Below are 24,195 nucleotides of genomic sequence, written 5' to 3'. Positions count from 1 at the left end.
GCAGGTCAAACCCGTCCGCCGACCCGCACGGCGAGGGCGTGATCGTCCTCCCAGGATAGGCGTGCGCGGCCGTGCCGGTCAGTCCCTGCGCAGATCGGCGACGAGATCGTCGTCGAGTGAGGCACGCACCAGCGCCGCGGCCAGGAGCGCGGGGCGCCCGCCGGCGAGCCCGGCGAGACCCTCCGGGTCGTCGGGCAGGCCGAGCGCTGCGGCGCCCTGCAGCGCCCGTCGATCGAATCGCGGTGCGACCCAATCCCACACGGACTGCACCTCGCGCAGGAAGATCTCCGCCCCGACCGGGCCGATGCCGGTGAACTCCCGGACCAGCCGCGACACCTGTTCGGGATCGTGGTCGGCCGTCTTCGCGAGCCTCCTCAGGTCACCGTCGTGGTCGTCGAGGACCTTCTGGGCGGCCTCGCCGAGGCGGGTCGCGGTGCTCTCGTCGTAGCGCTTGTAGCGCGCCCTGCCCAGCAAGTCGACGAGGTCCTGCCATGACGCGCGCGCCATCTTCTCGGGGGTGCGGTACCCCGCGGAGAACAGTTCGCGCGCGGCGGCGACCGCGATGTCGGCGGAGATCCGGGTGGACAGCAACAACGACAGCACCAGCAGCTCGAACAGGGGGGCCGGGGTGTTCTTCAGCGTGATCCCGGCCTCGTCGGCGTAGGTACGTCCCGCGCGGTCGAGCAGTTCGGCCACGGTCTCGTCGATCTCGGCGGTGCTCATGCCCGTCGGCTACCCGACGCCGGCCGTGGCCAATCCCGAACGCGCGCTCAGAGCCAGTGGCTGCGTCGGAAGACCACGAAGAGTGCCACGCACACCGCCACCAGGATGCCCAGGACCAGCGGATAGCCCCACTGGTGGTGGAGTTCGGGCATGTGCTCGAAATTCATGCCGTAGATGCCGGCGACCATGGTCGGCACCGCCGCGATCGCGACCCACGCGGAGATCTTGCGCATGTCGGTGGTCTGCTGGATGCCGACCTTCGCCGCGCCGGCGTGCAACAGCGAGTTCAGCAGGTCGTCGTACTCCAGGACGCGGTCGATGACGGTGGTGAGGTGATCGGAGACGTCACGCAGATGGCGCCGGACCTCCTTGGGCACCAAGGGGTTTCCGCCGGCGGTCAGCACCCGCAGCGGATCGGCGAGCGGCGTGACCGCGCGACGGAGCTCGAGGACCTCGCGGCGCAGGAGGTAGACCGGATCGATGTCGAGCCAGCGGTTGTCGGGGCTGAACACCGTCTCCTCGATGGCCGCGATGTCGGCGTCCATGCTCTCGGTGACCGCGAGGTAGCTGTCGACGACCTTGTCGGCGACGGCGTGCAGGACCGCGGTCGGGCCGAGCGCGAGGCGTTCGGGCCGCGCCTCGAGCCGATGCCGCATCCCGGAGAGTTCGGTGTGCTCGCCGTGGCGCACGGTCAGCACGAAGTCGGGCCCGGCGAAGACCATGATCTCGCCGGTCTCCACGACGTCGCTCGCCTTGGCCATCGAGTCGTGTTCGATGTACTGCACGGTGCGCAGCACGAGGAACTGGGTGTCGTCGTAGACCTCGAGCTTCGGTCGTTGGTGCGCGTGGACGGCGTCCTCGACGACGAGCTCGTGTAACCCGAAAGTGTGTCCGACGTCGGTCATCTGGGAGGCGTCGGGCGCGTGCACCCCGACCCACACGAAGCCCTCGCCCGACTCGCGGACCCGCTCGAGCGCCTCGCGATACCCGATCTCGCCGGGCAGCCGATGCCCGTTCACGTAGACGGCGCAGTCGACGACCGCCCCGGCCTCGGCCGGGGGATCGGTGGGCGCCGGGCCCGGGGCCCGGCGCGACGGCAGGCCACGAGGACCGGGCCTGGAGATCGACGCCACGCTTGCCGATGCTACCCGCGAACCCTCGTCCGGCCCGGCGTGTCGCATGACCGGCCGGGCCGGGCTCCGGTCAGTAGAGTCGCGTCCGTGCCCTTCGACGTCACCGTGTACACGACGACGCTGATCACGCTGATCGTCATCATGGATCCGCCCGGTCAGATCCCCTTGTTCCTGAGTCTGGTCGGGCAACGCTCGCCGGAGTACCGGCGTCGGGCGGCCTGGCAGGCCCCGATGGTGAGCCTGCTGGTGATCAGTCTCTTCGCGATCGGCGGCAAGGCGATCCTGAACTACCTGCACATCGGCATCCCGGCACTGCAGGGTGCGGGTGGCCTGCTGTTGTTGCTCGTCGCGCTGCAGTTGCTCACCGGGCTCGGCAACGCCGGCAACCCCAAGGCGTCCGACGACGTCAACGTGGCCCTCGTTCCGCTCGGCACGCCGCTGCTCGCCGGGCCGGGCGCCATCGCCGCCGTGATCGTGCAGGTCAGCAGCGTGGACGGCGAGGCGGCCGGGTACCTCGCGATCGCTGCGGCCATCGTCAGCGTTCATCTCGTGGTGATGCTCGTGCTGCGCTACTCGACGTTCCTCATCCGCGTCCTCGGCGTCGGCGGAATCACGCTGCTCGCCAAGATCGCGGGTCTGCTGCTGGCCGCGATCGCGGTGCAGCTCGTCGCCGATTCGATCATGGGCTTCATCGCCGAGGGCAGCTGAGGACTCCAGCGGGGGGTGACCGCGCCGGACGACACCCGCGCCGCGCCAACCGATACGGTGACATTGTGCGAAAGAGTCTCGTCGGCAAACGTCTCGCGGTGGTGACCGGACTGATCGCGACCCTCACCCTCGTGCTCTCCGGGTGCGGCGACGACGCCGATCCGCCGCGGCCCCTGGTGATCGGTTCGTCGGAGCAGCCTGCGATGCGGGTCATGGCCGAGATCTACGCGGGTGCGCTGCGTGACGCGGGCAGCGCGGTCTCCGACGAACATCCGCGGGGCGACGACGCGACGTTGCTCGACGAGATGGACCGCGCCGAGGTCGACCTGTTCCCGGCGTTCACCGGCGACCTGCTGGCGCTGCTCGCCCCGTCGTCGACCGCGGTCGGGGCGGACGCCGTGTACGTCGACCTCAACCGGTCACTGCCGCAGGGGGTTTCGGTGGGCGACGAGACGCCGGTGTCCAATGCACCGCAGCTGTTCGTGTCCACCACCATGGCCGGGGCATTGGGCGCCACCGACCTCGACGACTGCGGCCTTCTCCCGGAGGGACTGCCGGTCGTCGTCACCGCCGATCCCGACCCGTCGACGCTGCGGGCGTTCGCCGACGCAGGATGCCGTCTGGGTTCGGTGGAGACGGTGCCGAGCACCGAGGAGGTCCTGGTCCGGGCGTCGCAGGGCACCGCCGTCGGCCTGCTGACGCCGCTCGACATCGCCGGCGAGGACGCCGAGGGCGCGTCGTCGAACGTCCAGGCGCTCCGCACACCGACCGGCGACGCGGACGACGCCGACAAGTCCGCCGGCGAGACGGGGGACAGGCCCGACGAGCCGTCGGTCGGCCCGCGCGCCGAGATGCTCGTGCCGGTGTACCGGACGGCGGCCCTGAGCCGTGATCAGGTCAAGACGATGAACAAGGTCGCCGGTGAGATCACCACCGCCGACCTGGCCACGATGGCCGGCGAGGTCCAGACCGGCAGCGACCCGCGCGATGTCGCGCTGGAGTGGCTGGCCGAGCACGGTCTCTGAGCAACGCATCCGGCCCCGAAACGACCACACGCCGACGGGTCCCCGACCGACCCATCGGCGTGTGACGTCCGAAACGGATTCTCTTACTTGGCCTTCGACAGCGCCCAGCCGGTGACCTTCGCCGACACCCACTGGTACTTCGAGGCGACGAGGCGCACCGCGAGGTCGAGGACGACGGCATCGGCGCCGACCAGGATGCGGGCCTTGCTCTTCTTGACACCGTTGATGATGACGTCGGCGGCGTCCTCGCTCGACATACGCGCGAGGTAGCGGTCGAAGAAGGCTGCGGTCGCCTTCTGGTCGTGATCACCGGACACGGTGGCGTTGCGCGCGATCGCGGTCTTGATGCCGCCGGGGTGCACGCAGGTCACCTTGACCGGGTGCTTGGCGATGATCATCTCCTGACGCAGCGCCTCGGTGAAGCCGCGCACGGCGAACTTCGCCGAGTTGTAGGCGGCCTGACCGGGTTCGGACAGCAGGCCGAACAGCGACGACGTGTTGACGATGTGGCCGTCGCCCGACTCGATCAGGTGCGGCAGGAACGCCTTGGTGCCGTTGACGACTCCCCAGTAGTCGACGTCCATGACCCGCTCGATGTCCTTGAACTCGGTCTTCTCGACCTCGCCGTGATGCGCGATGCCGGCGTTGTTGAACACCACGTTGACCACACCGAAGTGCTTCTTCACGGTGTCGGCGTAGGTCAGCACGGCCTCACGCTCGGCGACGTTGAGCAGTTGCGCGTGGACCTCGGCGCCCTCCGCCCTCACCAGGCGTTCGGTCTCGGCGAGACCATCCGGCGAGACGTCGGAGATGGCCAGGCGCGCACCTTCTCTCGCCAGCTTCACCGCGATGTCGCGGCCCATGCCCGAACCGGCGCCGGTGATCACCACGACCTTGCCGCGGAAGTCCTTCATGTGTTGTCTCCTCGAATGTCGTTGTGCCGGTGGCGGTCAGGCGGTGACGGTCGCGGGCTGGTCGCTAGGTGCCTCGTCACCCGCACCCGGGACCGAGGTCGACGGGCGCGCTCCGCGCAACACATCGTAGGCGGCGATGTCGAATCGGCGGGTCGCGTTGCGGAAGGCGAACGTGAAACCCGGCCACAGCGTGGTGATGTTGCCGTTGGCGTCCTTGTACCAGGACGCGCAGCCGCCGTTGATCCACACGGAATTGCGCAGCTTGTGCTGGATGTCGGCGTTGAACTGCTGCTGCGCCGACAGCTTGACCTCGGTGCGGGTGATTCCCTGCGCCCGAACGGTTTTCAGGTAGTCGACGAGGTAGTTCAGCTGCGACTCGATCATGTAGACCATCGACGTGTGGCCCAGGCCGGTCGACGGCCCGACCATGAGCATCATGTTCGGGAAGCCGTGGACGAACGAGCCCTTGTAGGCCTGCATGCCGATCTCGCTCCACACGTCGGCGAGGCTGCGCCGTCCCGAGCCGACGATCTTCTCGAACACCGGGGAGTCGGTGACGTGGAAACCGGTGGCGACGACGATGACGTCGACCTCACGCGTGGTGCCGTCCTTGGCGACGATGCCGGCCGGGGTGATCCGGTCGATGCCGTCGGTCACCAGGTCGACGTTCGGGCGGGCGAGCGCCGGGTACCAGTCGTTGGAGCGCAGGATGCGCTTGCAGCCGACCTGGAAGGTCGGGGTGACCTTGCGGCGCAGCTCGGCGTCACGACCCACGCCGCGCAGGATGTTGGCGCGGCACAGCAGTTCGACCGGCTTGAGCGCGGAGGGGGAGTAGGTCAGACCGAAGGCGGTCAGCTCGTTGGCGGCGTAGATGGTGCCACGGACGGCCGACTGGTAGCCGGGGATGTTCCGGTAGGCCCAATGCTCGAGCTTGGTGTAGGGACGCTCGGTGCGGGGGACGATCCACGGGGCGGTGCGCTGGTAGACGTCGAGGCGCGAGGTGCGCTTGGCGAGTTCGGGAACGATCTGGATCGCCGACGCGCCGGTGCCGATCACCGCCACGCGCTTGCCGGAGTAGTCGTAGTCGTTGTCCCAGCGGGCGGAGTGGACGATCTTGCCCTCGAAGGACTCGATGCCCTCGATGTCGGGGAGGTTCGGCTCGCACAGCGGGCCGACGCCGCCGACCAGGATGTTGGCGCGGATCTGGTTCTTCACGCCGTCGCGCTCGGTGTCGATGAGCCAGCGGCCCTGCGCCTCGTTCCACTCGGCGTGGGTGACCTCGGTACCGAACTGCGCCTTGGCCGGGATGCCGTGGCGTTCCGCGACGTCGTTGATGTAGCGGTGGATCTCCGGCTGATGCGAGTACGACCGCGACCACGTCGGGTTCTTCGCGAACGAGTAGGAGTACAGCTGGGAGGGCACGTCGCAGGCGGCGCCGGGGTAGGTGTTGTCGCGCCAGGTGCCTCCGAAGTCGCGACCGCGGTCGAGGAGGACGTAGTCGTCGAATCCGTTCTGCTTGAGGCGGATGGCGGCGCCCAGCCCCGAGAACCCGGCCCCGATGATGGCGATCTCTACATCGTTCGTTGTCATGGTGCCACCATAGGGGTGATACTGAACACGTGTCAATAGTTATTGAACAAGACTCAATAGAGGTAATCTCGGAGTGTGACCAATAGAGGAACGCCTTCGGCCCCGGTGATGGACAAGAAGAGTGCGGGCAAGCGCACCCGGATGAGTCCCGAGGCCCGGCGTGACCAGCTCCTCGAATTCGGTCTGGAGATGGTCAAGGAGCGTCCGCTCGAAGAGATCACCATCGACGCCATCGCCGATGCGGCGGGGGTGTCGCGGGCGCTGCTGTTCCACTATTTCGCCTCCAAGCAGGACTATCACGTCGCGATCGCCCAGGCCCAGGCCGACCGGCTGCTCGCCTGCACGGAACCCGACGTGTCGCTCGGCGACCCGATCGCGATTCTCACGGCGTCGATGGAGGCCTTCGTCGACTTCGTCAGCGAGAACCGCACGGCCTACACCGCACTCATCCGCGGTGCGTCGAGCTCCGATCCCGCGATGCGCGACGTCTTCGACCGCACCCGAGAGGTCATGGTGCAGCGCGTGCTCGATCACGCGCCCTCGTTCGGGGTCGAGGTCAACCCGGCCATCGTGATGACCGTGCACGGCTGGATCGCGTTCGTCGAGGAGACCGCGATCCGCTGGCTGACCGAGCCGACGACGGTCGGTCGCGAGGAGCTCCTCGCGCTGATCACCTCCTCGTTGCCCGCGCTGGCCACCGCGGCGGCCACGGCAACCCGGTCCGAGTAGCGACCCGTCCCGGCCGACGACGCGGACCGAGTGGTCAGACCGCCGGTCCGCCCGCCGGATTCACGTCGTCGATCCCGACTCGGTCGCCGCGACGGCGCAGTGCCAGGCCGAGCCCGATCATGCCGACGCCCAGTACGAAGTGCAGCCAGTTGTCGGCGGTGTTCACGGGGATGAAGTTGGCGCCGCTGTCCTGGTCGATGACCAACCCGTAGATCCAGAGCACCAGGTAGATCGCGCCACCGGCGACCAGATAGAGGAATGCGGTCGACGGTGCACGAGCCAGCAGGATGCCGGCCACGCCGAAGAGCAGATGGACGATGTTGTGCAGGACCGACACCTCGAAGATCCCGAGCAGGGCCGCGTCGGAGTGATGACCGGCGAAGGTCAGCGAGTCGTAGTCGGTGGTGATCCCCGGGATGAACCCCAGGACGCCGACCAGTAGGAACACCGCGCCGACGACGAGGGCGGCCGTCTGGATCCAGGTGCGGGCGGGTCGTGCGTGTGCCGATGTCATGCCGAACCTCCGGAATCGGGGATGGGAGAGATGGGCGGCGTCGGTTCCGCCGCCGCATCGTCACCTTCGGAGTTGACCGTGACGCGGCCGCTCAAACCCGTGCGCGCACGGTTATCCCCGAAACGCCCGAAGGCCCCCGCCGGACAGTCTGGCGGGGGCCTTCGGGGTTGTCGTCTGTGAAGACGGGCAGATCACTCGGCGAACGCCTCGTCGAGGATCTCCTGCTGCTCGACGGCGTGGACCTTGCTGGAACCCGACGACGGGGCCGACATCGCACGACGCGAGATGCGGCGCAGCCCGCCGAGGATGTCCGGCAGGACCTCCGGCAGCCACAGGCCGAGGAACGGCCACGGACCCTGGTTGGCCGGCTCCTCCTGGACCCAGCGGAACTCGTCGGCGTTGCCGTACTGCTCCAGCGTCTTGCGCAGGCGGCGGTGCGGCACCGGGTAGAGCTGCTCGATCCGGACGATCGCGATGTCGTCGCGGCCCTCTTTGTCGCGGCGGGCGGCGAGCTCGTAGAAGAGCTTGCCGCTGACCAGCAGCACGCGCTTGACCTTGCTGCGGTCGGCGCCGTCCTTGGCGAAGCGCGGGTCGTCGATCACCGAGCGGAACTTGTCGTCGGTGAACTCCTCGACCGCGCTGACCGCGGCCTTGTTGCGCAGCATCGACTTCGGGGTGAAGACGATGAGCGGGCGGCGGATGCCGTCGAGGACGTGGCGGCGCAGCAGGTGGAAGTAGTTGGCCGGCGTCGACGGCAGTGCGACCGTCATCGAACCCTCGGCACACAGCTGCAGGAAGCGCTCGATGCGGCCCGAGGTGTGGTCGGGACCCTGGCCCTCGTGGCCGTGCGGAAGCAGCAGCACGACGTCGGAGAGCTGACCCCACTTCGCCTCACCGGACGAGATGAACTCGTCGATGATCGACTGCGCGCCGTTGACGAAGTCGCCGAACTGCGCCTCCCAGAGGACCAGCGCGTCCGGGTTGCCCACGGAGTAGCCGTACTCGAAGCCGACGACCGCGAACTCCGACAGCGGGGAGTCGTACACCATGAAGCGGCCGAGGTCGTCGGTGCCCGCGGCGGGCTGCAGGTGGTTGAGCGGGGTGTACTCCGAACCGTTCTCGCGGTCGATGAGCACCGAGTGGCGCTGCGTGAACGTGCCGCGGCGTGAGTCCTGGCCGGACAGGCGGACGGTGCGTCCCTCGAGGACCAGCGAACCGAAGGCGAGGAGCTCGGCGAAGGCCCAGTCGATGTTGCCGTTGCGCGCGGCCTCGGCACGACGCTCGAGAACCGGCTTGACGCGCGGGTGCGGCGTGAAGCCCTCGGGCACGTTGATGAACGCGTTGCCGATGGTCTCCAGGACCTCCTTGTCGACCGCCGTCACCAGCTTGGTCGGGAGGGTCTGGTCGGCCTCGACGGACGGTGAGGGCTCCGGACGGTACTTCTCGAGTTCCTTGACCTCGTTGAAGACCCGCTCCAGCTGGCCCTGGTAGTCGCGCAGGGCGTCCTCGGCCTCCTTGGTCGAGATGTCACCGCGGCCGATCAGGGCCTCGGTGTAGCTCTTGCGGACACCGCGCTTGGTGTCGATGACCTCGTACATCGCCGGCTGCGTCATCGACGGGTCGTCGCCCTCGTTGTGGCCGCGGCGGCGGAAGCACACGAGGTCGATGACGACGTCCTTGTGGAACTTCTGGCGGTAGTCGACGGCGAGCTTGGCGACCCAGACACACGCCTCGGGATCGTCACCGTTGACGTGGAAGATCGGCGCGCCGATCATCTTCGCGACGTCGGTGCAGTACTCGGTCGAGCGGGAGTGCTCGGGCGCGGTGGTGAAGCCGACCTGGTTGTTGACCACGATGTGCACGGTGCCGCCGGTGCGGTAACCGGGCAGCATCGCCATGTTCAGCGTCTCGGCGACCACGCCCTGACCGGCGAACGCGGCGTCGCCGTGCAGCATCAGCGGCAGCACCGGGAAGCTCTCGTCATCGTCGCCCAGGAGATCCTGCTTGGCGCGGACCAGGCCCTCGAGAACCGGATCGACCGCCTCGAGGTGGCTGGGGTTGGCGGTGAGCGAGACGTTGATCTCGTTGTCGCCGAACATCTGGTAGTACTTGCCCTCGGCGCCGAGGTGGTACTTGACGTCGCCGGAGCCGTGCGCCTGCGCCGGGTTCAGGTTGCCCTCGAACTCGGTGAAGATCTTCGAGTACGGCTTGCCGACGATGTTGGCGAGCACGTTCAGGCGACCGCGGTGCGGCATGCCGATGACGACCTCGTCGAGGCCGTGCTCGGCGCTCTGGTCGATGACCGCGTCCATCATCGGGATGACCGACTCGGCACCCTCGAGCGAGAAGCGCTTCTGGCCGACGTACTTGGTCTGCAGGAAGGTCTCGAAGGCCTCGGCGGCGTTGAGCTTGCTGAGGATGTACTTCTGCTCGGCCACCGGCGGCTTGACGTGCTTGACCTCGACGCGCTCCTGCAGCCACTTCTGCTGCTCGGGCTCGAGGATGTGGGTGTACTCGACGCCGACGTGGCGGCAGTATGCGTCGCGCAGGATCGCGAGCACGTCGCGCAGCTTCATCTTCTCCTGGCCGTGGAAGCCGCCGACCTTGAAGGTGCGGTCCAGGTCCCAGAGGGTCAGGCCGTAGGTGGCGATGTCCAGATCCGGATGAGCGCTGCGGGCGTCGCTGTTCATCATCAGCGGATCGATGTCGGCCATCAGGTGGCCGCGGCTGCGGTAGGCCGCGATCAGCTCGAGCACGCGGGTGCTCTTGTCGACGAGGCCCGCGGGGATGTCCCGGCGCCAGCGGACCGGCTCGTACGGGACGTGGAACGCGGTGAAGATCTCGTCGTAGAAGGCGTCGTCGATCAGCAGTTCGTGGATGGTGCGCAGGAAGTCGCCCGACTCCGCACCCTGGATGATCCGGTGGTCGTAGGTCGAGGTCAGCGTCATCAGCTTGCCGACGCCGAGTTCGGCGATCTGCTCCTCGCTGGCGCCCTGGAACTCGGCCGGGTACTCCATCGCGCCGGCGCCGATGATCGCGCCCTGGCCCTTCATCAGGCGCGGCACGGAGTGCACGGTGCCGATGGTGCCCGGGTTGGTGAGCGAGATGGTGACGCCGGAGAAGTCGTCGTTGGTCAGCTTGCCGTCACGCGCGCGCCGGACGATGTCCTGGTATGCGTTGTAGAACTCGGCGAAGCCCATCTTCTCGCACTCTTTGATCGCCGCGACGACGAGAGTGCGGTTGCCGTCCTTGCCGACCAGGTCGATGGCCAGGCCGAGGTTGGTGTGGGCGGGGGTGACGACGTGCGGCTTGCCGTCGATCTCGGCGTAGTGCCGATTCATGTTCGGGAAGGCCTTGATGGCCTGGACGATCGCGTAACCCAGGATGTGGGTGAAGCTCACCTTGCCGCCGCGGGTGCGGGCGAGGTGGTTGTTGAGGACGATGCGGTTGTCGATCATCGCCTTAGCGGGCACTGCGCGAACACTGGTCGCCGTCGGGATCTCCAACGAGACGGCCATGTTCTTGGCGATGGCGGCAGCCGGCCCACGGAGGGCCTTGTTGGTCTCGGTGGGTTCGGCGGCTGCGGACTTGGTGTCGGCCTTGGCGGCGGGCTTGGCGGTGGATCGAGCGGAACCGTCGCGGCTGGCGACGCTGTGACCGGACGCGGCCTTTGTCGCGGTCGACTCCTTGGCGGGGGCGGGCTTGCGGGGCGAGGCGGTCCGTGTGGGGGTCTGGTCCAGGGTGACCTGCTTGCGCTGAGGCGCTTCGGCGGGGCGTGTCGCCGTGGCACTCGACGAGGTGGCGGTTCCGTTCGCGGAGGCGGTCTGGGACTTGGCGGACGGGGCGGTTCGGCCGGCACCTCCCTCGCCGCCGGGTTGGTAGTTCTCGAGGAGCTCGTGCCAACTCGGGTCCACCGAGCTCGGGTCTTCCTTGAATTGCTGGTACATTTCCTCGACCAGCCAGGTGTTCTGTCCGAAGTCAGAAATCGAACTGCTGCTCACAGCGGTATCTCGCCTCAATTCCCTGAAGGTGCCGGGTTCTCTGCCACGCTGTCGTCTCTTGTGGAGACTATCGGTGAACCATCTGACGATGCTACGCGGCGTCGTCTCCGTCACACCCACCGACCTGCTACTACGCAGTCAGATCGTGATGTCGGGTGAATCGCGGCGGATGGTTCGGTGCGTGGTGGGGCGACGCGCGCCGTTGCGCGTCCTGTCAATGGCCCGCGTGCGGGTCGGTGTCCACCAGCGGTCTCGTGCTGGTACCCGACCTCGCCGTCGGGGTGGTGGACTCCGTCGCACCGGGCTGTGGCACCGCGTTCTCTCGGACTCCGGCGTCGGGTTCTTCGTCGGGGGCGACACCGGCCTCCCAGAATCCGCGGTACAACTCGTCCAACGCGAGCAACTCCTCATGTGTTCCGCGTTCGACGATCCGGCCACAATCGACCACCGCGATCCTATCCGCGCGTGCCGCGGTGGCGAGACGGTGGGCCACGATGACCGACGTGCGCCGACGGGTCATCGCGCGTCCGGCTGCGAGCACCTGCGCCTCGGTCGCCTGATCGAGTGTCGCGGTCGCCTCGTCGAGCAGCAGGATGTCGGGGTCGACCAGCTCGGCGCGGGCCAGCGCGATGAGCTGACGCTGACCGGAACTGAGCCCCTGGCCGCGTTCCCCGACGGGGTGGTTCATCCGTCCGGGAAGCGCCTCGATCATGGGCAGCGCGCCGACGGCCGCGGCGGCGCGTGCGATCGTTGCGCGGTCGGCATCGGGACGCCCGTAGGCGATGTTCTCCGCGACGGTCCCGGTGAACAGGTGCGGTTCCTGCGGCACCAGCCCGAGGCGCCGGCGGTAGTCGGAGAGGACGATGTCGCCGATGTCGGTGCCGTCGACGAGCACCCGACCCGAGGTGGGGTCGTAGAAGCGGGCGAGGAGCTTGACGATCGTCGACTTCCCCGCGCCGGTCCGGCCGACCAGCGCCAGCGAGGTGCCGGGCGGGATGTGCAGGTCCACGTCGTGCAGGGCGTCGGACTCGGCACCGTCGTACCGGAACCCGACGCGGTCGAAGTCGACCTCGCCGGCGAAGCCCTCCGGGGGCGCGTGCCGGGCATCCGGGTTCTGGCGCAGCGAACTGCGGGTGCGCAGCAGGTTGCCGATGCGCCGCAGGCCGACCGCCGCCTGCTGGTAGCCGTCGAAGATCTGCGACAACTGCTGCACCGGGCCGAACAGCATCGTGAGATAGAGGACGAACGCGACGAGCGTGCCCGTCGACAGCGATCCGTCGGCCACCAGCCCGGCGCCGACGCCGAGCGCGACCGCGGTGGCCAGATCGGACATCAGCATGATCAGCGGGAAGTACGACGCGATCGCACGCTGGGAGACCATCCGGGCCGCCACCCACGCCGCCGACCGCTGCGCGAACCGGCGCTGTGCCGCCGCGGTCCGCAGGTAGGACTGCGTGGTCTTGATCCCGGCGATGTTCTCCTGGAAGTCGGCGTTGACTGTGCTGATCAGTTCGCGGGCGCGCGTGTAGGCCCGGCTCGCCACGCGGCGGAACACGACCGTCGCCGCGATCAGGAACGGGAAGACGGGCAGGACGAGCAGGCCGAGCGACGGGCCGGTGACGAGCAGGGCCGCCATCACGCCGACGAGGGTCAGCACCGCGATCACCGCCGAGGTCAGCCCCGTCTGCAGGAACGACGACAGTGCATCGATGTCCGTGGTCATCCGGGTCATGATCCGGCCGGACAGCTCTCGCTCGTAGTAGTCGAGGCCGAGGCGCTGGATGTGCGCGTAACTGCGGATGCGCAGGCCGAACAGGACCCGCTCGCCGGCCCGCGAGGACGTCACGGTGAGCACGGCGCCGGCAACCCAGCCGACCGCGACGAGTGCGAGACCGGCGGCCGCCGCCCCCCAGAGTGTCACCGCGTCGTCCCGTCCGGAGGCGTCGATGACCGCACGGGCGATGCCGGGGAAGGCCAGGTTGGACAGGGTGTCGATCCCGATCGCGACCAGTGCCACGGCGAGCAGCCAGGCCACCGGCCGCAGCAGCCCACGGAGGGTGAAGACCGGGTTCTCGCGCCGTACCTCCGCCACATCGACCCGTGGATCCTCGACGGCCGGAGGCAACATATCGACCTGCTTGCGGAGTTCGGGGGTCGCGGGCATCGAACCGAGCGCACTGCCCATACCGCCGCCCCGTGTGCCGGGGCGCGGGCTCGCCGGGCGGCTCACCGGCGCGGAAGCGGCGTCATCAGCGGTGAGAGTCGTTGCAGGCCAGAGACTTTCGATGCGCTCGTCGGTCAGATCGGGTGATGGTGGGAGCTCGGCGTCGGGCTCGGGGGCGGCTGCCGACATGAGTTCGCGGAATCGCGGACTGCTGGCCTCGAGTTCGGCGACGGTGCCGACGGCGGTGATCCGGCCGTCGTCGAGCACCGCGACGCGGTCGGCGAGGATCAGCGTCGAGCGGCGGTGGGCGAGCACGAGCATCGTGCGGCGCTCCGCGCGCAGCCTGCCGAGGATGCGGGACTCGGTGGACGCGTCGACGGCCGATGTGGCGTCGTCGAGGACCAGGATGTGCGGGTCGGCGAAGAGGGCGCGGGCGAGCGCGATGCGCTGGCGTTGCCCACCGGACAGTGTCAGGCCGCGCTCGCCGACGACGGTGTCATAGCCCTGCGGCAGCGCCTCGATGAACTCGGCGGCATCGGCTGCGGCCGCGGCGGTGGCCACCTTCGCGTCGAGCACCGCGCGGGCGTCGGGGTCGAGGGCGTCTGGGTCGATGCCCGCACCCATCGCGATGTTCGCGGTGATGGTGTCGGAGAACAGGAAAGGCTCGTCGAACACCACCGCGAGCGCGCCGTGCAGTGCCTCCGGCGCGAGGTCCTCGATGGGGTGGCGGGAGCCGGCGGAGACGAGCGCGATCGTGCCGGCGTCGGGGCGTTCGAAGCGGCTGACGAGGTCGGCGATGGTGGACTTGCCCGACCCGGGCGGCCCGACGATCGCCACGCACTCGCCCGGCTCGACGCGCAGGTCGATGCGGCGCAGGACGGCCGGGGGATCGTCGGCGTCGTGCGTGTGGTGGGTGAACGACACGTCGCGCAGCTCGACGCCGAGCGGGGTGCCGACCGGCAGCCTTCCGGTGGCCGCAAAGCCGGGGTCGCGCGGATGGTCGATGACGTCGTAGACGCGTTCGACCGCGGCCCGCGCGAGCTGGGCGTTGACGACGAGGTTGGTGAGCAGCCGCGCGATGCCCGTCATCGTCGTGACGTAGGTGGTGAACGCGAGGAAGGTGCCGACGGTGATCGCGCCGGTCATCGTCAGGTGACCGCCGAGGACGATCACCCCGACCATGCCGAGCTGCGGGATCGCCGAGAGCGTGGGTGAGAACCGGGAGTTGATGCTCGCCGAGCGCATCCGCCGCGAGAAGAGCGTGCGGCACCGGTCGACGAGGGTGTCCACCGCGCGGTCCTCCTGGCCGAAGCCCTTGACCACGCGGACCCCGGTGACGGTTTCCTCCACGTGCTGGGCGACGTCGGCGGCCGCCTGCTGCGCCGACCAGGTCGCCGCGAACAACCTGCGGCGGGTGCGGAACACCTCGACCGCGATCAGTGGCGCGATCGCCAGTGCGACGACGGTCAGCAGCGGCGACAGGTAGGCCATGATCCCGAGCGCGACCACGAGCTGGACGAGTGCGCCGAGCGACAGCGGCGTCATCGCCAGCAGCCCCTGCACCACCTGGACGTCGGAGATCGACCGGGACACGACCTGCCCGGTGCGGATGCGGTGCTGGCTGCGGCCGTCGAGGTGCAGCAGGGTGTCGAGCAGGCGCAGGCGCAGCGCGTTCTGCACATCGACCGCCAGCCGTCCGGCGAAGAGGCGTCGACCGAAATGGCAGGCGTAGCGCACGAACGCGGCCACCACGAGACCGATGACGAAGGTCGACAGGGCGAGGTGGTCGTCGACCACGCCGGTCGCCCGGTCCATCGCGCCCTTGGCCAGCAGCGGCATGAGCGCGTCGGCCCCCACCGCGATCAGGGTCACCACCATGGTCACCACCACGATCCGGGGGTGGCGCCAGGCCTCGGCGAGGAGTTTGCGAATCCATCCGGGCCGCCGCCCGGTCGGGGAGTCGGGGGCCGCGGTGGCGGGTGACGTGGTGGTGGAGCTCGTGGCGGGCTCCGATCTCACCGTGAGCCGCGCGGCAACCCGTCGGAGTCGCCGACCACCTCGGCGTCGAGGATCCAGAACGGCGGCGGCGGTCCGAACGCCTCACGCGCGTTCTGGACCACCTTGCGGCCCAACGCCCTGCTGCCCGCGCCGCCGATGACCGCGCCGATCCCGGCGGGCATCAGCTTGCCGAAGATCAGCGGGGCGCGCCGGAGTGCGTACTTCTTCACCAGCCTGTTGACCAGGGTCTTGTTCAGCTTGGTGATCGCGCCGGACGGCAGTGCCGCACCGCCGAGGCGACGCAGCGGGCCGCCGCGGGTTCCCACGACCCGGCCGAGCGCGAGGACACCCTCCTCGCCGAGCGCCACCGTCAGGACGAGGGCCTTGCGGCGTTCGTTCTCGTGCAGGGCGATGCCGTGGACCTCGGCGATCGACAAGGCGAGCAGCGCGGACGCCTCGAGGAAGAACGCGGTGTCACCGGTCATCGCACCGAACGCGGTCATCGTGCCGACGCCCGGGATCGCGGCCGCGGCGCCGACCGCGCCGCCCGAACTGGTGACCGCGTTCAGGTAGCGCTTCTCGAGACGCTCGATGATCTGCGCGGGCGTGTCGTCGGGGTACTTGCGCCGTAACGAGTCCACGTACTTCTTGACCGCCGGCGCCTGCAGGCGCTGTGCGCGGTCGAGGAGTCCCCCGGTGACCTCGACGGCCTTGCCCGGGGGCTGCTTGCGGGTGGTATCGGTCATGAGCGCGGTACCCAGTTCTCTTCGGGCACGACCTCGTCGGGTCGTGGCGGGCCGGGCGGGGTGCCGTCGCCGAAGGGGCGGCCCCCGAGTTCCTCGCGGTGGTGCGGGGTGAGCCACCCGCGCAGATCCGGTCCCTTGGGCACGATCTGCGTCGGGTTGATGTCGGCGTGGACGATGTAATAGTGCTGCTTGATCTGGGTGAAGTCGGTGGTGTCGCCGAAGCCCGGGGTCTGGAACAGATCACGGGCGTACGCCCACAGAACGGGCATCTCGCTGAGTTTGTTCCGGTTGCACTTGAAGTGGCCGTGGTAGACGGCGTCGAACCGGGCGAGTGTGGTGAACAGCCGGATGTCGGCCTCGGTGATGGTGTCGCCCACCAGATACCGTTGCGTCGACAGTCGCTCGGACAGTTCGTCGAGCTTGGTGAACAACCGGTCGTAGGCCGACTCGTACGCCTCCTGGCTGCCCGCGAACCCGCAACGGTAGACGCCGTTGTTGACCTCTGTGTAGATCCCGTGACTCACCTCGTCGATCTCGTCCCGCAAGTGCTCGGGGTAGAGGTCGGGGGCGCCCTCGCGGTGGAACTGCTTCCACTCGAGCGAGAAGTCGATGGTGATCTGGGGGAAGTCGTTCGTGACCACCTCGCCGGTCGTGGTGTCGACGATCGCGGGCACCGTGATGCCCTTGGGGTAGCCGGGGAAGCGCTTCTCGTAGGCGTCCTTGAGGCGGGGGATCTTCAGGACCGGGTCGACTCCGCCGGGATCGAGGTCGAAGGTCCACGAGTTCTTGTCATGGGTCGGGCCGCACAGGCCCAGTGAGATCGCGTCCTCGAGGCCGAGCAGTCGCCGGACGATCAGGGTGCGGTTGGCCCACGGGCACGCCCGCGCCGCGATGAGCCGGTACCGGCCGGCCTCGACCGGATAGCCGTCGCGCCCGTCGGCGGTGATGCGCGTCTCGATGTATTCGGTGTCCCGGACGAACTCCTGTCCGGTCTGCACGTAGGCGCCCTGTTCGCTGTCGCTGGTGGGCGCGGAATCGGCCGGCGATGGGGTCATGATCACCACAGTAGTGATGCCGGGCGACAGGTGGCGCAACCTTGACACCGCCGAATATTCCAGCTGGAATATTCGGCACGGGCGGGCCGACGGTGGTGCCGCCACGTCACCACCTGCTCACGCCGACGTCACCGGTGGCGCGCCACCGGTGGTCAGTCCCGTCGGTTGTCGCCACCGCCGGTCGCCACCGCCAGGTCATCGCCGGCAGTGGTCGATGTCGACAGTGGTCCGTGGCGTCGTCACCTGTCCATGTCCTCACCGGTAGTCCATGTCGAAGGGGGTCGGTCATGCCGCGTCCATCCGGGCCCGTGCTCGGACCCGTCGCGATCCTGGTGCTCGGACTCCTCCACGAACGGCCGATGCACCCGTACGAGATGGTTCAGACGACGATCGCCCGGCAGGAGGACCGCCTGGCGAAGTTCCGGGCCGGCACGCTCTACCACGCGGTCGACCGGCTCGCCGACCAGGGATTCATCGAGGTCTGCGAGGTCCGCCGGGAGGGCAACCGCCCTGAACGCACGGTCTACACGATCACCGAGATGGGTCGCACGGCGCTCACGCGCAACCTCGAGCGGATCCTCGAGACGCCGGCCGAGGAGTATCCCCAGTTGTATCTCGCGCTGTCCGAGGCGCACGGCCTCCCGCGGCGCCGGGTGATCGAGCTCCTCGAGCGCCGGATCGCCGCCATGCGTGCCGAACTCGACGACGTGACCGCGGCGGCGGACGAGATGCGCTCCCGGGACAAGCCCGAGATGTTCTACCTCGACCTCGGCTGCCGGACCACGACGCTGGCCGCCCAGATCGGCTGGCTCGAGGACCTCGTCGACCGGCTTCGCGGGAACCGCCTCGCCTGGCTCGACGATCCGGATTCGCCCTACCGGGCCGACGATCCGGATTCGCCCTACCGGGCCGACGACGTGGATTCGCCCTACCGGGCGGGCGGTCCGGATTCGCCCTACCGGGCGGGCGGTCCGGATTCGCCCTACCGGGCGCCGAACAACGCCACCGCGAACGGGACAACGGTGCCGGGGGAGACGCAGACATCGAAGAACACCGAAACCGAGCGAGACAGAAGGCCGAGTGATTGATGACCACATCCGATGCCGAGACCGGCGACCACCAGGTGACCATGCGGCCGTGGGCCGCGCTGATGGCCCTGTGCGTCGGCTTCTTCATGATCCTCGTCGACATGACGATCGTCGCGGTCGCCCAGCCGCGCATCCAGGCCGACCTCCACACCGATGTCAACGGCGTCGTATGGGTCACCAGCGCCTATCTGCTGACGTATGCGGTGCCGCTGCTCATCACCGGACGCCTCGGCGACAGATACGGTCCGAAGACGCTCTACCAGATCGGTCTGGTCGTCTTCACCGTCGCGAGCGTGTGGTGCGGCCTGTCGTCGTCCATCGGTGAGCTCATCGTGGCCCGCGCCCTGCAGGGTGTCGGCGCCGCGCTGATCACCCCGCAGACGATGTCGCTCATCACGCGCATCTTCCCGCCCGAGAAGCGCGGCGCGGCAATGGGTGTCTGGGGCACCGTCGCCGGTGTGGCCACGCTGGTCGGCCCGCTGCTCGGCGGCGTCCTCACCGACGGCCTGGGCTGGGAGTGGATCTTCTTCATCAACCTGCCGGTCGGCATCGCCGGCCTGGTGCTCGCCGCGGTCCTCGTGCCCCAGGTCGAGACCGACGATCACCAGTTCGACTGGATCGGCGTCGCGCTGTCGGCGATCGGGCTGTCCGCGCTCGTCTTCGGCATCCAGGAGGGCGAGAGCTTCCACTGGGCGGCATGGATCTGGGCGCTCATCGCGGCCGGCGTCGCCTTCTGCGCGGTCTTCGTCTGGTGGCAGTCGCGCATCCGGACCGAACCGCTGCTGCCGCTGTCGCTGTTCCGCGACCGCAACTTCTCCCTGGCCACCGTCGGCATCGCCACCATGGGATTCGCCATGTCGGCGATGATGATCCCGCTGACCTTCTTCCTGCAGCTCGTGGGTGGGATGTCGCCCACGCAGTCGGCGGTCGTCATGGTCCCGATGGCGATCCTGACCGGCATCCTCGCGCCCATCGTCGGCCGCGTCGTCGACCGCGTGCACCCGCGCATCATCGTCTCGACCGCGCTGGCGGCCAGTGCCGTCTCCATCGCCTGGCTGGGATATGTCTGCCGCCCGGAGACGCCGGTCTGGGAGATCGTCGCGCCGCTGTGCCTGATGGGTATCGCCTCGGCCGGCATCTGGGCGCCGCTCGCCGCCACCGCGACCCGCAACCTGCCGTGGCACCAGGCCGGCGCCGGCGCCGGCGTGTACAACACGCTGCGCGTGATCGGTTCGGTGCTCGGTTCGGCGATGATCGGCGCGCTGGTGCAGTCCCGCCTGGCCGCCGAGCTGCCGGGGGTCGACGCCGCTGCGGCGCAGGACGACACGGGCGCCGCGCAACTGCCCGAGTTCCTGCGCGACGGATTCGCCACTGCGATGGGACATTCGCTGTACCTGCCCGCCGCGGCGCTGCTGATCGGCGTGATCGCCACGTTCTTCTTCGAGCGTCCCGCGCACCAGTTGCCGGCCGCGCCGGCAACGCCCGGTGGGATGGCGCCCGGCGCGGTGGGTAGCGCGACTCACATCGGCGGGCCGGCCGGGGCCTGAGCGCGCGTCCCACGATCTGTCGGGACCCGACCGTATCGTTTGTGTCCATGCGGATCGTCCACACCTCCGACTGGCACCTGGGCCGGACGTTCCACGGCGTCGACCTCCTCGACGACCAGCGCCGGGCGCTGAGCCATCTCGCGACGCTGGTCGACGAGGAGGATGCCGACGCGGTGATCGTCGCCGGTGACGTCTACGACCGTTCCGTTCCGTCCGCCGACGCGGTGCGGGTGTACGACCAGGGGCTGGCCGAGATCGCCGCCGCCGGTGTCCAGATCGTGGTGACGTCGGGCAACCACGACTCGGCCACGCGACTCGGCGCCGGCTCGACCTTCGCCGCGGCCGGAGGTCTGCACCTGCGGACTTCCGTGGACTCCATCGCCGAGCCGGTCGTCCTCACCGACGAGCACGGCGAGGTCGCGATCTACGGCATCCCGTACCTCGAACCCGACACCGCCCGGCGCCATCTCGGGATCGAGGAGGTCTGCGGTCACAACGTCGTCCTGGGGGCTGCGATGGACCGCGTCCGCGCGGACCTCGCCGGCCGCGATGCCCGATCGGTCGTCGCCGCGCACGCCTTCGTCAGCGGTGCCGAGGCGGCCGGATCGGAGCGCTCGATCAGCGTCGGTGGGGTGGAAACCGTTGGCGCCGATGTGTTCTCGGGCGTCGACTACGTCGCCCTGGGTCACCTGCACTCCCCGCAGCGGGTCACCGAGACCGTGCGCTACAGCGGCTCGCTGCTGCCTTACTCGTTCGCAGAGCGCACCCACCGCAAGGCCGTGTGGATCATCGATCTCGACGCCGGCGGCGTCGCGGAGGTCCGCAAGCGCGAGCTGCCCGTCGTGCGCGAACTGAGTTCGCTGCGCGGTACGCTCGAGGAACTGCTCACCGACGAGCGGTACGCCGACGCCGAGGACCACTACGTCGAGGCGTCGCTCATCGATGCGGTTCGTCCGCTGGATGCGATGCGCCGTCTGCGCGAACGGTTCCCGCACGCCGTCCACGTCCAGTGGGACCGACCGCACACCGGTTCCGGGGTCGACTACCGGTCCCGTGTCCGTGGCCGCAGCGACGCGGAGATCATCCACTCCTTCATCGAGGACGTCCGCGACGAACCGACGAAGGGGGAGCGGGTCATCATCGAGCGTGCCCTGCGCGCGGTCGTCGGCGAGCCGGAGGTCGACGCCGCCGCCGATGGCGAACTCGCCCTCTTCGCGCTGGACGCGTTCGTCGCGGAGACCGCATGAGACTGCATCGCCTGCGCATGAAGGCCTTCGGGCCGTTCGCCGACGAGGTGACCGTCGACTTCGACGAGCTCGGTGCCGACGGACTGTTCCTGCTGCACGGCCAGACCGGCGCGGGCAAGACCACGGTGCTCGACGCGGTGGCGTTCGCGCTGTACGGAAAGGTGCCGGGCGCCCGTGACACCAGCCGCCTCCACTCCGATCACGCTGCGCCCGAGGTGGTCCCGGAGGTCGAGCTGGAGGCGACGATCGGCTCTCGTCGGCTGCGGATCAAACGAACACCCGAACACGAGCGGCCGAAGAAGCGCGGCGAGGGCATGCGGAAGATCAACGCGACCGCATCGTTGTCGTGGCTCGACGGCTCCGGCGCCGACCTGACCCGCATCCCCGACGTGGGTGATGCGGTCCTTCACCTCCTCGGCATGAACGCCGACCAGTTCTTCCAGGTGGTGCTGCTGCCGCAGGGCGACTTCGCCCGGTTCCTGCGTGCCCACCCCGACGAGCGAGAGGCATTGCTGGAGAAGCTCTTCGACACCGAGCGTTTCGGTGACCTCGAGGTCTGGCTGCGGGACCGGGCGAGGGAGAGCGCGGCCAGGCTCGCCGAACACGCCGGCACCGTCGACCGGATCGCCGGACAGATCGTGGCGATCAGCGGTTCCCAGGCGCCCGCGGACCCCGACTTCGAGTGGGCGCAGGCATGCCTCGACTCCGCGCGGGAGGTCGCCGATCGCACCCAGACGGAGATGATGGCCGCGCAGGCGGCGGCCGAACAGGCCGAGGCCGCTCATCGCGACGGGCTGCGCGTCGAGGAGCTGCGCCGCCGGGGGACGCTGGCGCGAGATCGCCTGGCGCAACTCGACGAAGGTGCGGAGACCCTCGCCGAGGTCGATCGGGCACGGCGGGGGGCGTTGCGTGCGGCGCCGATCGCCCATCTCGCCGACGACCACGACCGGCTGACCGCGGAGGTCGCCGAGAAGGCCGCTGCGGTCGGCCGCGCGCGAGAGGCGCTCGCCGAACTCGACGAGGGCCGACCGCTGTGTGAATCCGACTGTGACGACGCCGGTCTCGCCGCCGCCATCGACCGCTGGACCGCGGAATCCGGCCGCTGGGAGCCGCTCGCGAAGCGGGTCGCGGACCGCCCGCGACTCGACGCCGAGATCGGCGCCGTCGAGAAGGCCATCGCCGACGCGGAGGAGCAGGGAGCGCAGATGCGTGAGCTGCTCGACGCGGCTCCGGCCCGGCGCGAGGAGACCCGCACCGCGCTGCGGGAGGCCGAGGACCTGCGCGCCCAGGCGCCCAGGCTGCGCGCCGAACGCGACGACGCGCGCCGCATCCTGCAGGCCTTCATCGACCGCGACCTGGTGCTCGGCAAGCTCGAAAAGGCCGAACGCGACCTGCTCGACGCCCGCGAAAAGCTAACGGCGGCAAAGGAACACCAGCTCGACCTCCGTGATCGGCGCCTCGCGGGGATGGCGGGCGAACTCGCCCGCCGACTCGTCGACGGCGAGCCCTGCGTCGTGTGTGGGTCGCACGACCATCCGGCACCGGCCACCGGTGACGAGACGTCGGTGAGCGAGGCCGACGAGAAACAGGCCGAGGCCGCCGTGGACGCCGCGAACGCCATCCGGTCGATCGCCGAGACCGAGGTCGTCGCACTGCGGGAACGTCGCGCGAATCACGACGCCGTCATCGGCGACGCCGACCGTGCGGCCACGCAGGCCGAACAGAACCGACTGGCCGCCGACCTCGCGGCCGCCGAACGCGCTGCATCGCGCATGCCCACGTTGCGGGCGGCGGTCGAACGCATCGACGCCGAGATCGACGGCCTGCGCACCGCCCTCGCCGACCTCGACTCCGCGCAGGCCGCCCGCCGGGAACGCCTCGCTGCCCTGCGGGAATCCCTGGCCGCCCTCGACGCCGAGGTGGCCGAGGCGACCGGCGGCCGGATCGGCATCGACGAGCGTCGCCGCGAACTCGCCGAGCTGTGCGCGCGGGCCAAACGACTGCGGGAGGCGCGACGAGACGCGGACCAGGCCCGCCGGCGCCTCGACGAGGTCGTCGAGCGGCTCGCGACGGCGTGTGCAGGAGCCGGATTCGCCACCGTCGAGGACGTCCGGGCCGCGCTGGTCCCGCCGGAGCAGATCCAGGACTGGGAGCGGATGCTCGAGGAGGCGGCCACGCTGCGCGCCGCAGCGGAGGAGACCCTCGGCGATCCGGAGGTGCGTGCGGCACTCGAGGCGCCTGCCGTCGACGTCGAGTGTCTCGCGGCGGACCTGGCCACGGCTCGTGCACGTCGTGACGAGGCGGCGGAGCGCAACGCGGTGGCGGCTCAACGCCGTACCGACCTCGAACGGTACGTCGCCGACTTCTGGAACGCCCTCGACGCGCTGGCGCCGATGAGGGAGCGTCACGCCGAGTTGTCGGGACTCGCGGACCTCGTCGGCGGACGCGGTCAGAACTCGCGCCGCATGTCGTTGCGCTCGTACGTGCTCGCCGCCCGCCTCGACGAGGTGCTGGTCGCGGCGTCGGGCCGGCTCCGTGAGATGTCATCGGGCCGCTACGAATTCGTCCACTCCGATGCCGCAGGCGCGCGCGGGCGTCGTGGAGGACTGGGCATCGAGGTCCGTGACGAGTACACCGGCGTCGTGCGTCCCACGAGCACGCTGTCGGGCGGCGAGACGTTCTTCGCGTCCCTGGCGCTGGCGCTGGGCCTCGCTGATGTGGTCTCCGCCGAGTCGGGCGGACGCGTCCTCGACACGATCTTCATCGACGAGGGCTTCGGGACCCTGGATCCCGAGGCGCTGGATCTCGTCATGGGCGTCCTCGACGACCTCCGGTCCGGTGGCCGGGTCGTCGGCGTCGTCAGCCACGTGGACGAACTCCGGGCCCGGATCCCGGCGCAACTGCACGTCGTGCGAGGTGAACACGGCTCGACGCTGCGGATGCAGAGCCCTCTCGGCGTGTCGTGAGCAGGCCGATTGTGATGTGGCGGTGGGCGTGCGCTAGTCTTGTGTCC

The 24,195-nt window shown here is 69.5% G+C and carries 15 protein-coding genes and 1 pseudogene; 7 read left to right on the top strand and 9 right to left on the bottom strand.

The features are described 5' to 3' along the window. Window positions 1-78 precede the first annotated feature (78 nt). Together ABFT43_RS09765 and ABFT43_RS09760 are read right to left on the bottom strand one after the other, a co-directional pair. A complete protein-coding gene (locus ABFT43_RS09765) occupies window positions 79-723 on the bottom strand; it encodes an HhH-GDP family DNA glycosylase (protein WP_347960157.1) in 645 nt (214 codons plus the stop codon). A 47-nt stretch (window positions 724-770) separates the two neighbouring features. Beyond that, window positions 771-1,904, bottom strand: coding sequence for a magnesium and cobalt transport protein CorA (locus ABFT43_RS09760; protein WP_457590129.1), 1,134 nt, complete (start codon window positions 1,902-1,904; stop codon window positions 771-773). A 39-nt stretch (window positions 1,905-1,943) separates the two neighbouring features. Between ABFT43_RS09760 and ABFT43_RS09755 the strand changes: the two genes are divergently transcribed. Both ABFT43_RS09755 and ABFT43_RS09750 read left to right on the top strand, forming a co-directional pair. Next, window positions 1,944-2,564: a MarC family protein gene (locus ABFT43_RS09755; RefSeq protein WP_347960155.1), complete on the top strand. Its 621-nt coding sequence runs from the start codon at window positions 1,944-1,946 to the stop codon at window positions 2,562-2,564. A gap of 65 nt (window positions 2,565-2,629) precedes the next feature. Continuing rightward, window positions 2,630-3,589, top strand: a complete 960-nt coding sequence (locus ABFT43_RS09750) for a glycine betaine ABC transporter substrate-binding protein (protein WP_347960154.1) — start codon at window positions 2,630-2,632, stop codon at window positions 3,587-3,589. A gap of 83 nt (window positions 3,590-3,672) precedes the next feature. On the opposite strand, the gene ABFT43_RS09745 is transcribed toward ABFT43_RS09750, so the two are convergent. Both ABFT43_RS09745 and ABFT43_RS09740 read right to left on the bottom strand, forming a co-directional pair. After that, on the bottom strand, window positions 3,673-4,503 hold the full coding sequence (locus tag ABFT43_RS09745; RefSeq protein WP_347960153.1) for an SDR family NAD(P)-dependent oxidoreductase: 831 nt from the start codon (window positions 4,501-4,503) through the stop codon (window positions 3,673-3,675). Window positions 4,504-4,539: 36 nt separating this feature from the next. Beyond that, entirely contained in the window at window positions 4,540-6,093 is a 1,554-nt protein-coding gene (locus tag ABFT43_RS09740; protein ID WP_347960152.1) for a flavin-containing monooxygenase, read from the bottom strand. Between the two features lie 75 nt (window positions 6,094-6,168). Between ABFT43_RS09740 and ABFT43_RS09735 the strand changes: the two genes are divergently transcribed. After that, window positions 6,169-6,822 carry a TetR/AcrR family transcriptional regulator gene (locus tag ABFT43_RS09735; RefSeq protein WP_347960151.1) on the top strand — a complete coding sequence of 218 codons (654 nt, stop codon included), beginning with the start codon at window positions 6,169-6,171 and terminating at the stop codon, window positions 6,820-6,822. A gap of 34 nt (window positions 6,823-6,856) precedes the next feature. Here the strand turns inward: ABFT43_RS09735 and ABFT43_RS09730 are convergent, their stop codons facing one another. The 5 genes from ABFT43_RS09730 to ABFT43_RS09710 form a co-directional block, all read right to left on the bottom strand. Further along, window positions 6,857-7,336 carry a DUF4383 domain-containing protein gene (locus ABFT43_RS09730; protein WP_347960150.1) on the bottom strand — a complete coding sequence of 160 codons (480 nt, stop codon included), beginning with the start codon at window positions 7,334-7,336 and terminating at the stop codon, window positions 6,857-6,859. A 191-nt stretch (window positions 7,337-7,527) separates the two neighbouring features. Then, complete coding sequence (locus ABFT43_RS09725; protein WP_347960149.1) at window positions 7,528-11,337, bottom strand: multifunctional oxoglutarate decarboxylase/oxoglutarate dehydrogenase thiamine pyrophosphate-binding subunit/dihydrolipoyllysine-residue succinyltransferase subunit; 3,810 nt, start codon at window positions 11,335-11,337, stop codon at window positions 7,528-7,530. Between the two features lie 214 nt (window positions 11,338-11,551). Then, a complete protein-coding gene (locus ABFT43_RS09720; RefSeq protein WP_347960148.1) occupies window positions 11,552-15,520 on the bottom strand; it encodes an ABC transporter ATP-binding protein in 3,969 nt (1,322 codons plus the stop codon). Continuing rightward, the gene (locus ABFT43_RS09715; protein ID WP_347960147.1) at window positions 15,517-16,245 is read right to left on the bottom strand and encodes a hypothetical protein; all 729 of its coding nucleotides are present in this window, start codon (window positions 16,243-16,245) and stop codon (window positions 15,517-15,519) included. Before ABFT43_RS09715 ends, ABFT43_RS09720 begins: the two co-directional genes overlap by 4 nt. Beyond that, a complete protein-coding gene (locus ABFT43_RS09710; RefSeq protein WP_347960146.1) occupies window positions 16,242-17,300 on the bottom strand; it encodes a glutathione S-transferase family protein in 1,059 nt (352 codons plus the stop codon). The genes ABFT43_RS09715 and ABFT43_RS09710 overlap by 4 nt, the downstream gene beginning before the upstream one ends. Before the next feature lie 287 nt (window positions 17,301-17,587). On the opposite strand from ABFT43_RS09710, the pseudogene ABFT43_RS09705 reads away from it, so the two are divergent. The 4 genes and pseudogenes from ABFT43_RS09705 to ABFT43_RS09690 all read left to right on the top strand — a co-directional run. Next, window positions 17,588-18,181, top strand: a pseudogene (locus tag ABFT43_RS09705) (PadR family transcriptional regulator); the annotation flags it as partial. Between the two features lie 206 nt (window positions 18,182-18,387). Then, the gene (locus tag ABFT43_RS09700; protein ID WP_347960145.1) at window positions 18,388-19,935 is read left to right on the top strand and encodes an MFS transporter; all 1,548 of its coding nucleotides are present in this window, start codon (window positions 18,388-18,390) and stop codon (window positions 19,933-19,935) included. A gap of 47 nt (window positions 19,936-19,982) precedes the next feature. Then, complete coding sequence (locus ABFT43_RS09695) at window positions 19,983-21,182, top strand: exonuclease SbcCD subunit D (protein WP_347960144.1); 1,200 nt, start codon at window positions 19,983-19,985, stop codon at window positions 21,180-21,182. After that, window positions 21,179-24,148, top strand: coding sequence for an SMC family ATPase (locus tag ABFT43_RS09690; RefSeq protein WP_347960143.1), 2,970 nt, complete (start codon window positions 21,179-21,181; stop codon window positions 24,146-24,148). Before ABFT43_RS09695 ends, ABFT43_RS09690 begins: the two co-directional genes overlap by 4 nt. Window positions 24,149-24,195: the final 47 nt, after the last annotated feature.

Source organism: Gordonia aurantiaca, assembly GCF_039939235.1.
Classification (GTDB): domain Bacteria; phylum Actinomycetota; class Actinomycetes; order Mycobacteriales; family Mycobacteriaceae; genus Gordonia.
The sequence above is the reverse complement of the archived record's forward strand: the minus strand, read 5'-3'. Positions and strand labels throughout refer to the sequence as shown.

Coding starts and splice junctions, on each gene's coding strand:
- ABFT43_RS09765 (WP_347960157.1), bottom strand. CDS start 723: ATGAGCACCGCCGAGATCGACGAGACCGTGGCCGAACTGCTCGACCGC.
- ABFT43_RS09760 (WP_457590129.1), bottom strand. CDS start 1,904: ATGCGACACGCCGGGCCGGACGAGGGTTCGCGGGTAGCATCGGCAAGC.
- ABFT43_RS09745 (WP_347960153.1), bottom strand. CDS start 4,503: ATGAAGGACTTCCGCGGCAAGGTCGTGGTGATCACCGGCGCCGGTTCG.
- ABFT43_RS09740 (WP_347960152.1), bottom strand. CDS start 6,093: ATGACAACGAACGATGTAGAGATCGCCATCATCGGGGCCGGGTTCTCG.
- ABFT43_RS09730 (WP_347960150.1), bottom strand. CDS start 7,336: ATGACATCGGCACACGCACGACCCGCCCGCACCTGGATCCAGACGGCC.
- ABFT43_RS09715 (WP_347960147.1), bottom strand. CDS start 16,245: ATGACCGATACCACCCGCAAGCAGCCCCCGGGCAAGGCCGTCGAGGTC.
- ABFT43_RS09710 (WP_347960146.1), bottom strand. CDS start 17,300: ATGACCCCATCGCCGGCCGATTCCGCGCCCACCAGCGACAGCGAACAG.
- ABFT43_RS09700 (WP_347960145.1), top strand. CDS start 18,388: ATGACCACATCCGATGCCGAGACCGGCGACCACCAGGTGACCATGCGG.
- ABFT43_RS09695 (WP_347960144.1), top strand. CDS start 19,983: ATGCGGATCGTCCACACCTCCGACTGGCACCTGGGCCGGACGTTCCAC.
- ABFT43_RS09690 (WP_347960143.1), top strand. CDS start 21,179: ATGAGACTGCATCGCCTGCGCATGAAGGCCTTCGGGCCGTTCGCCGAC.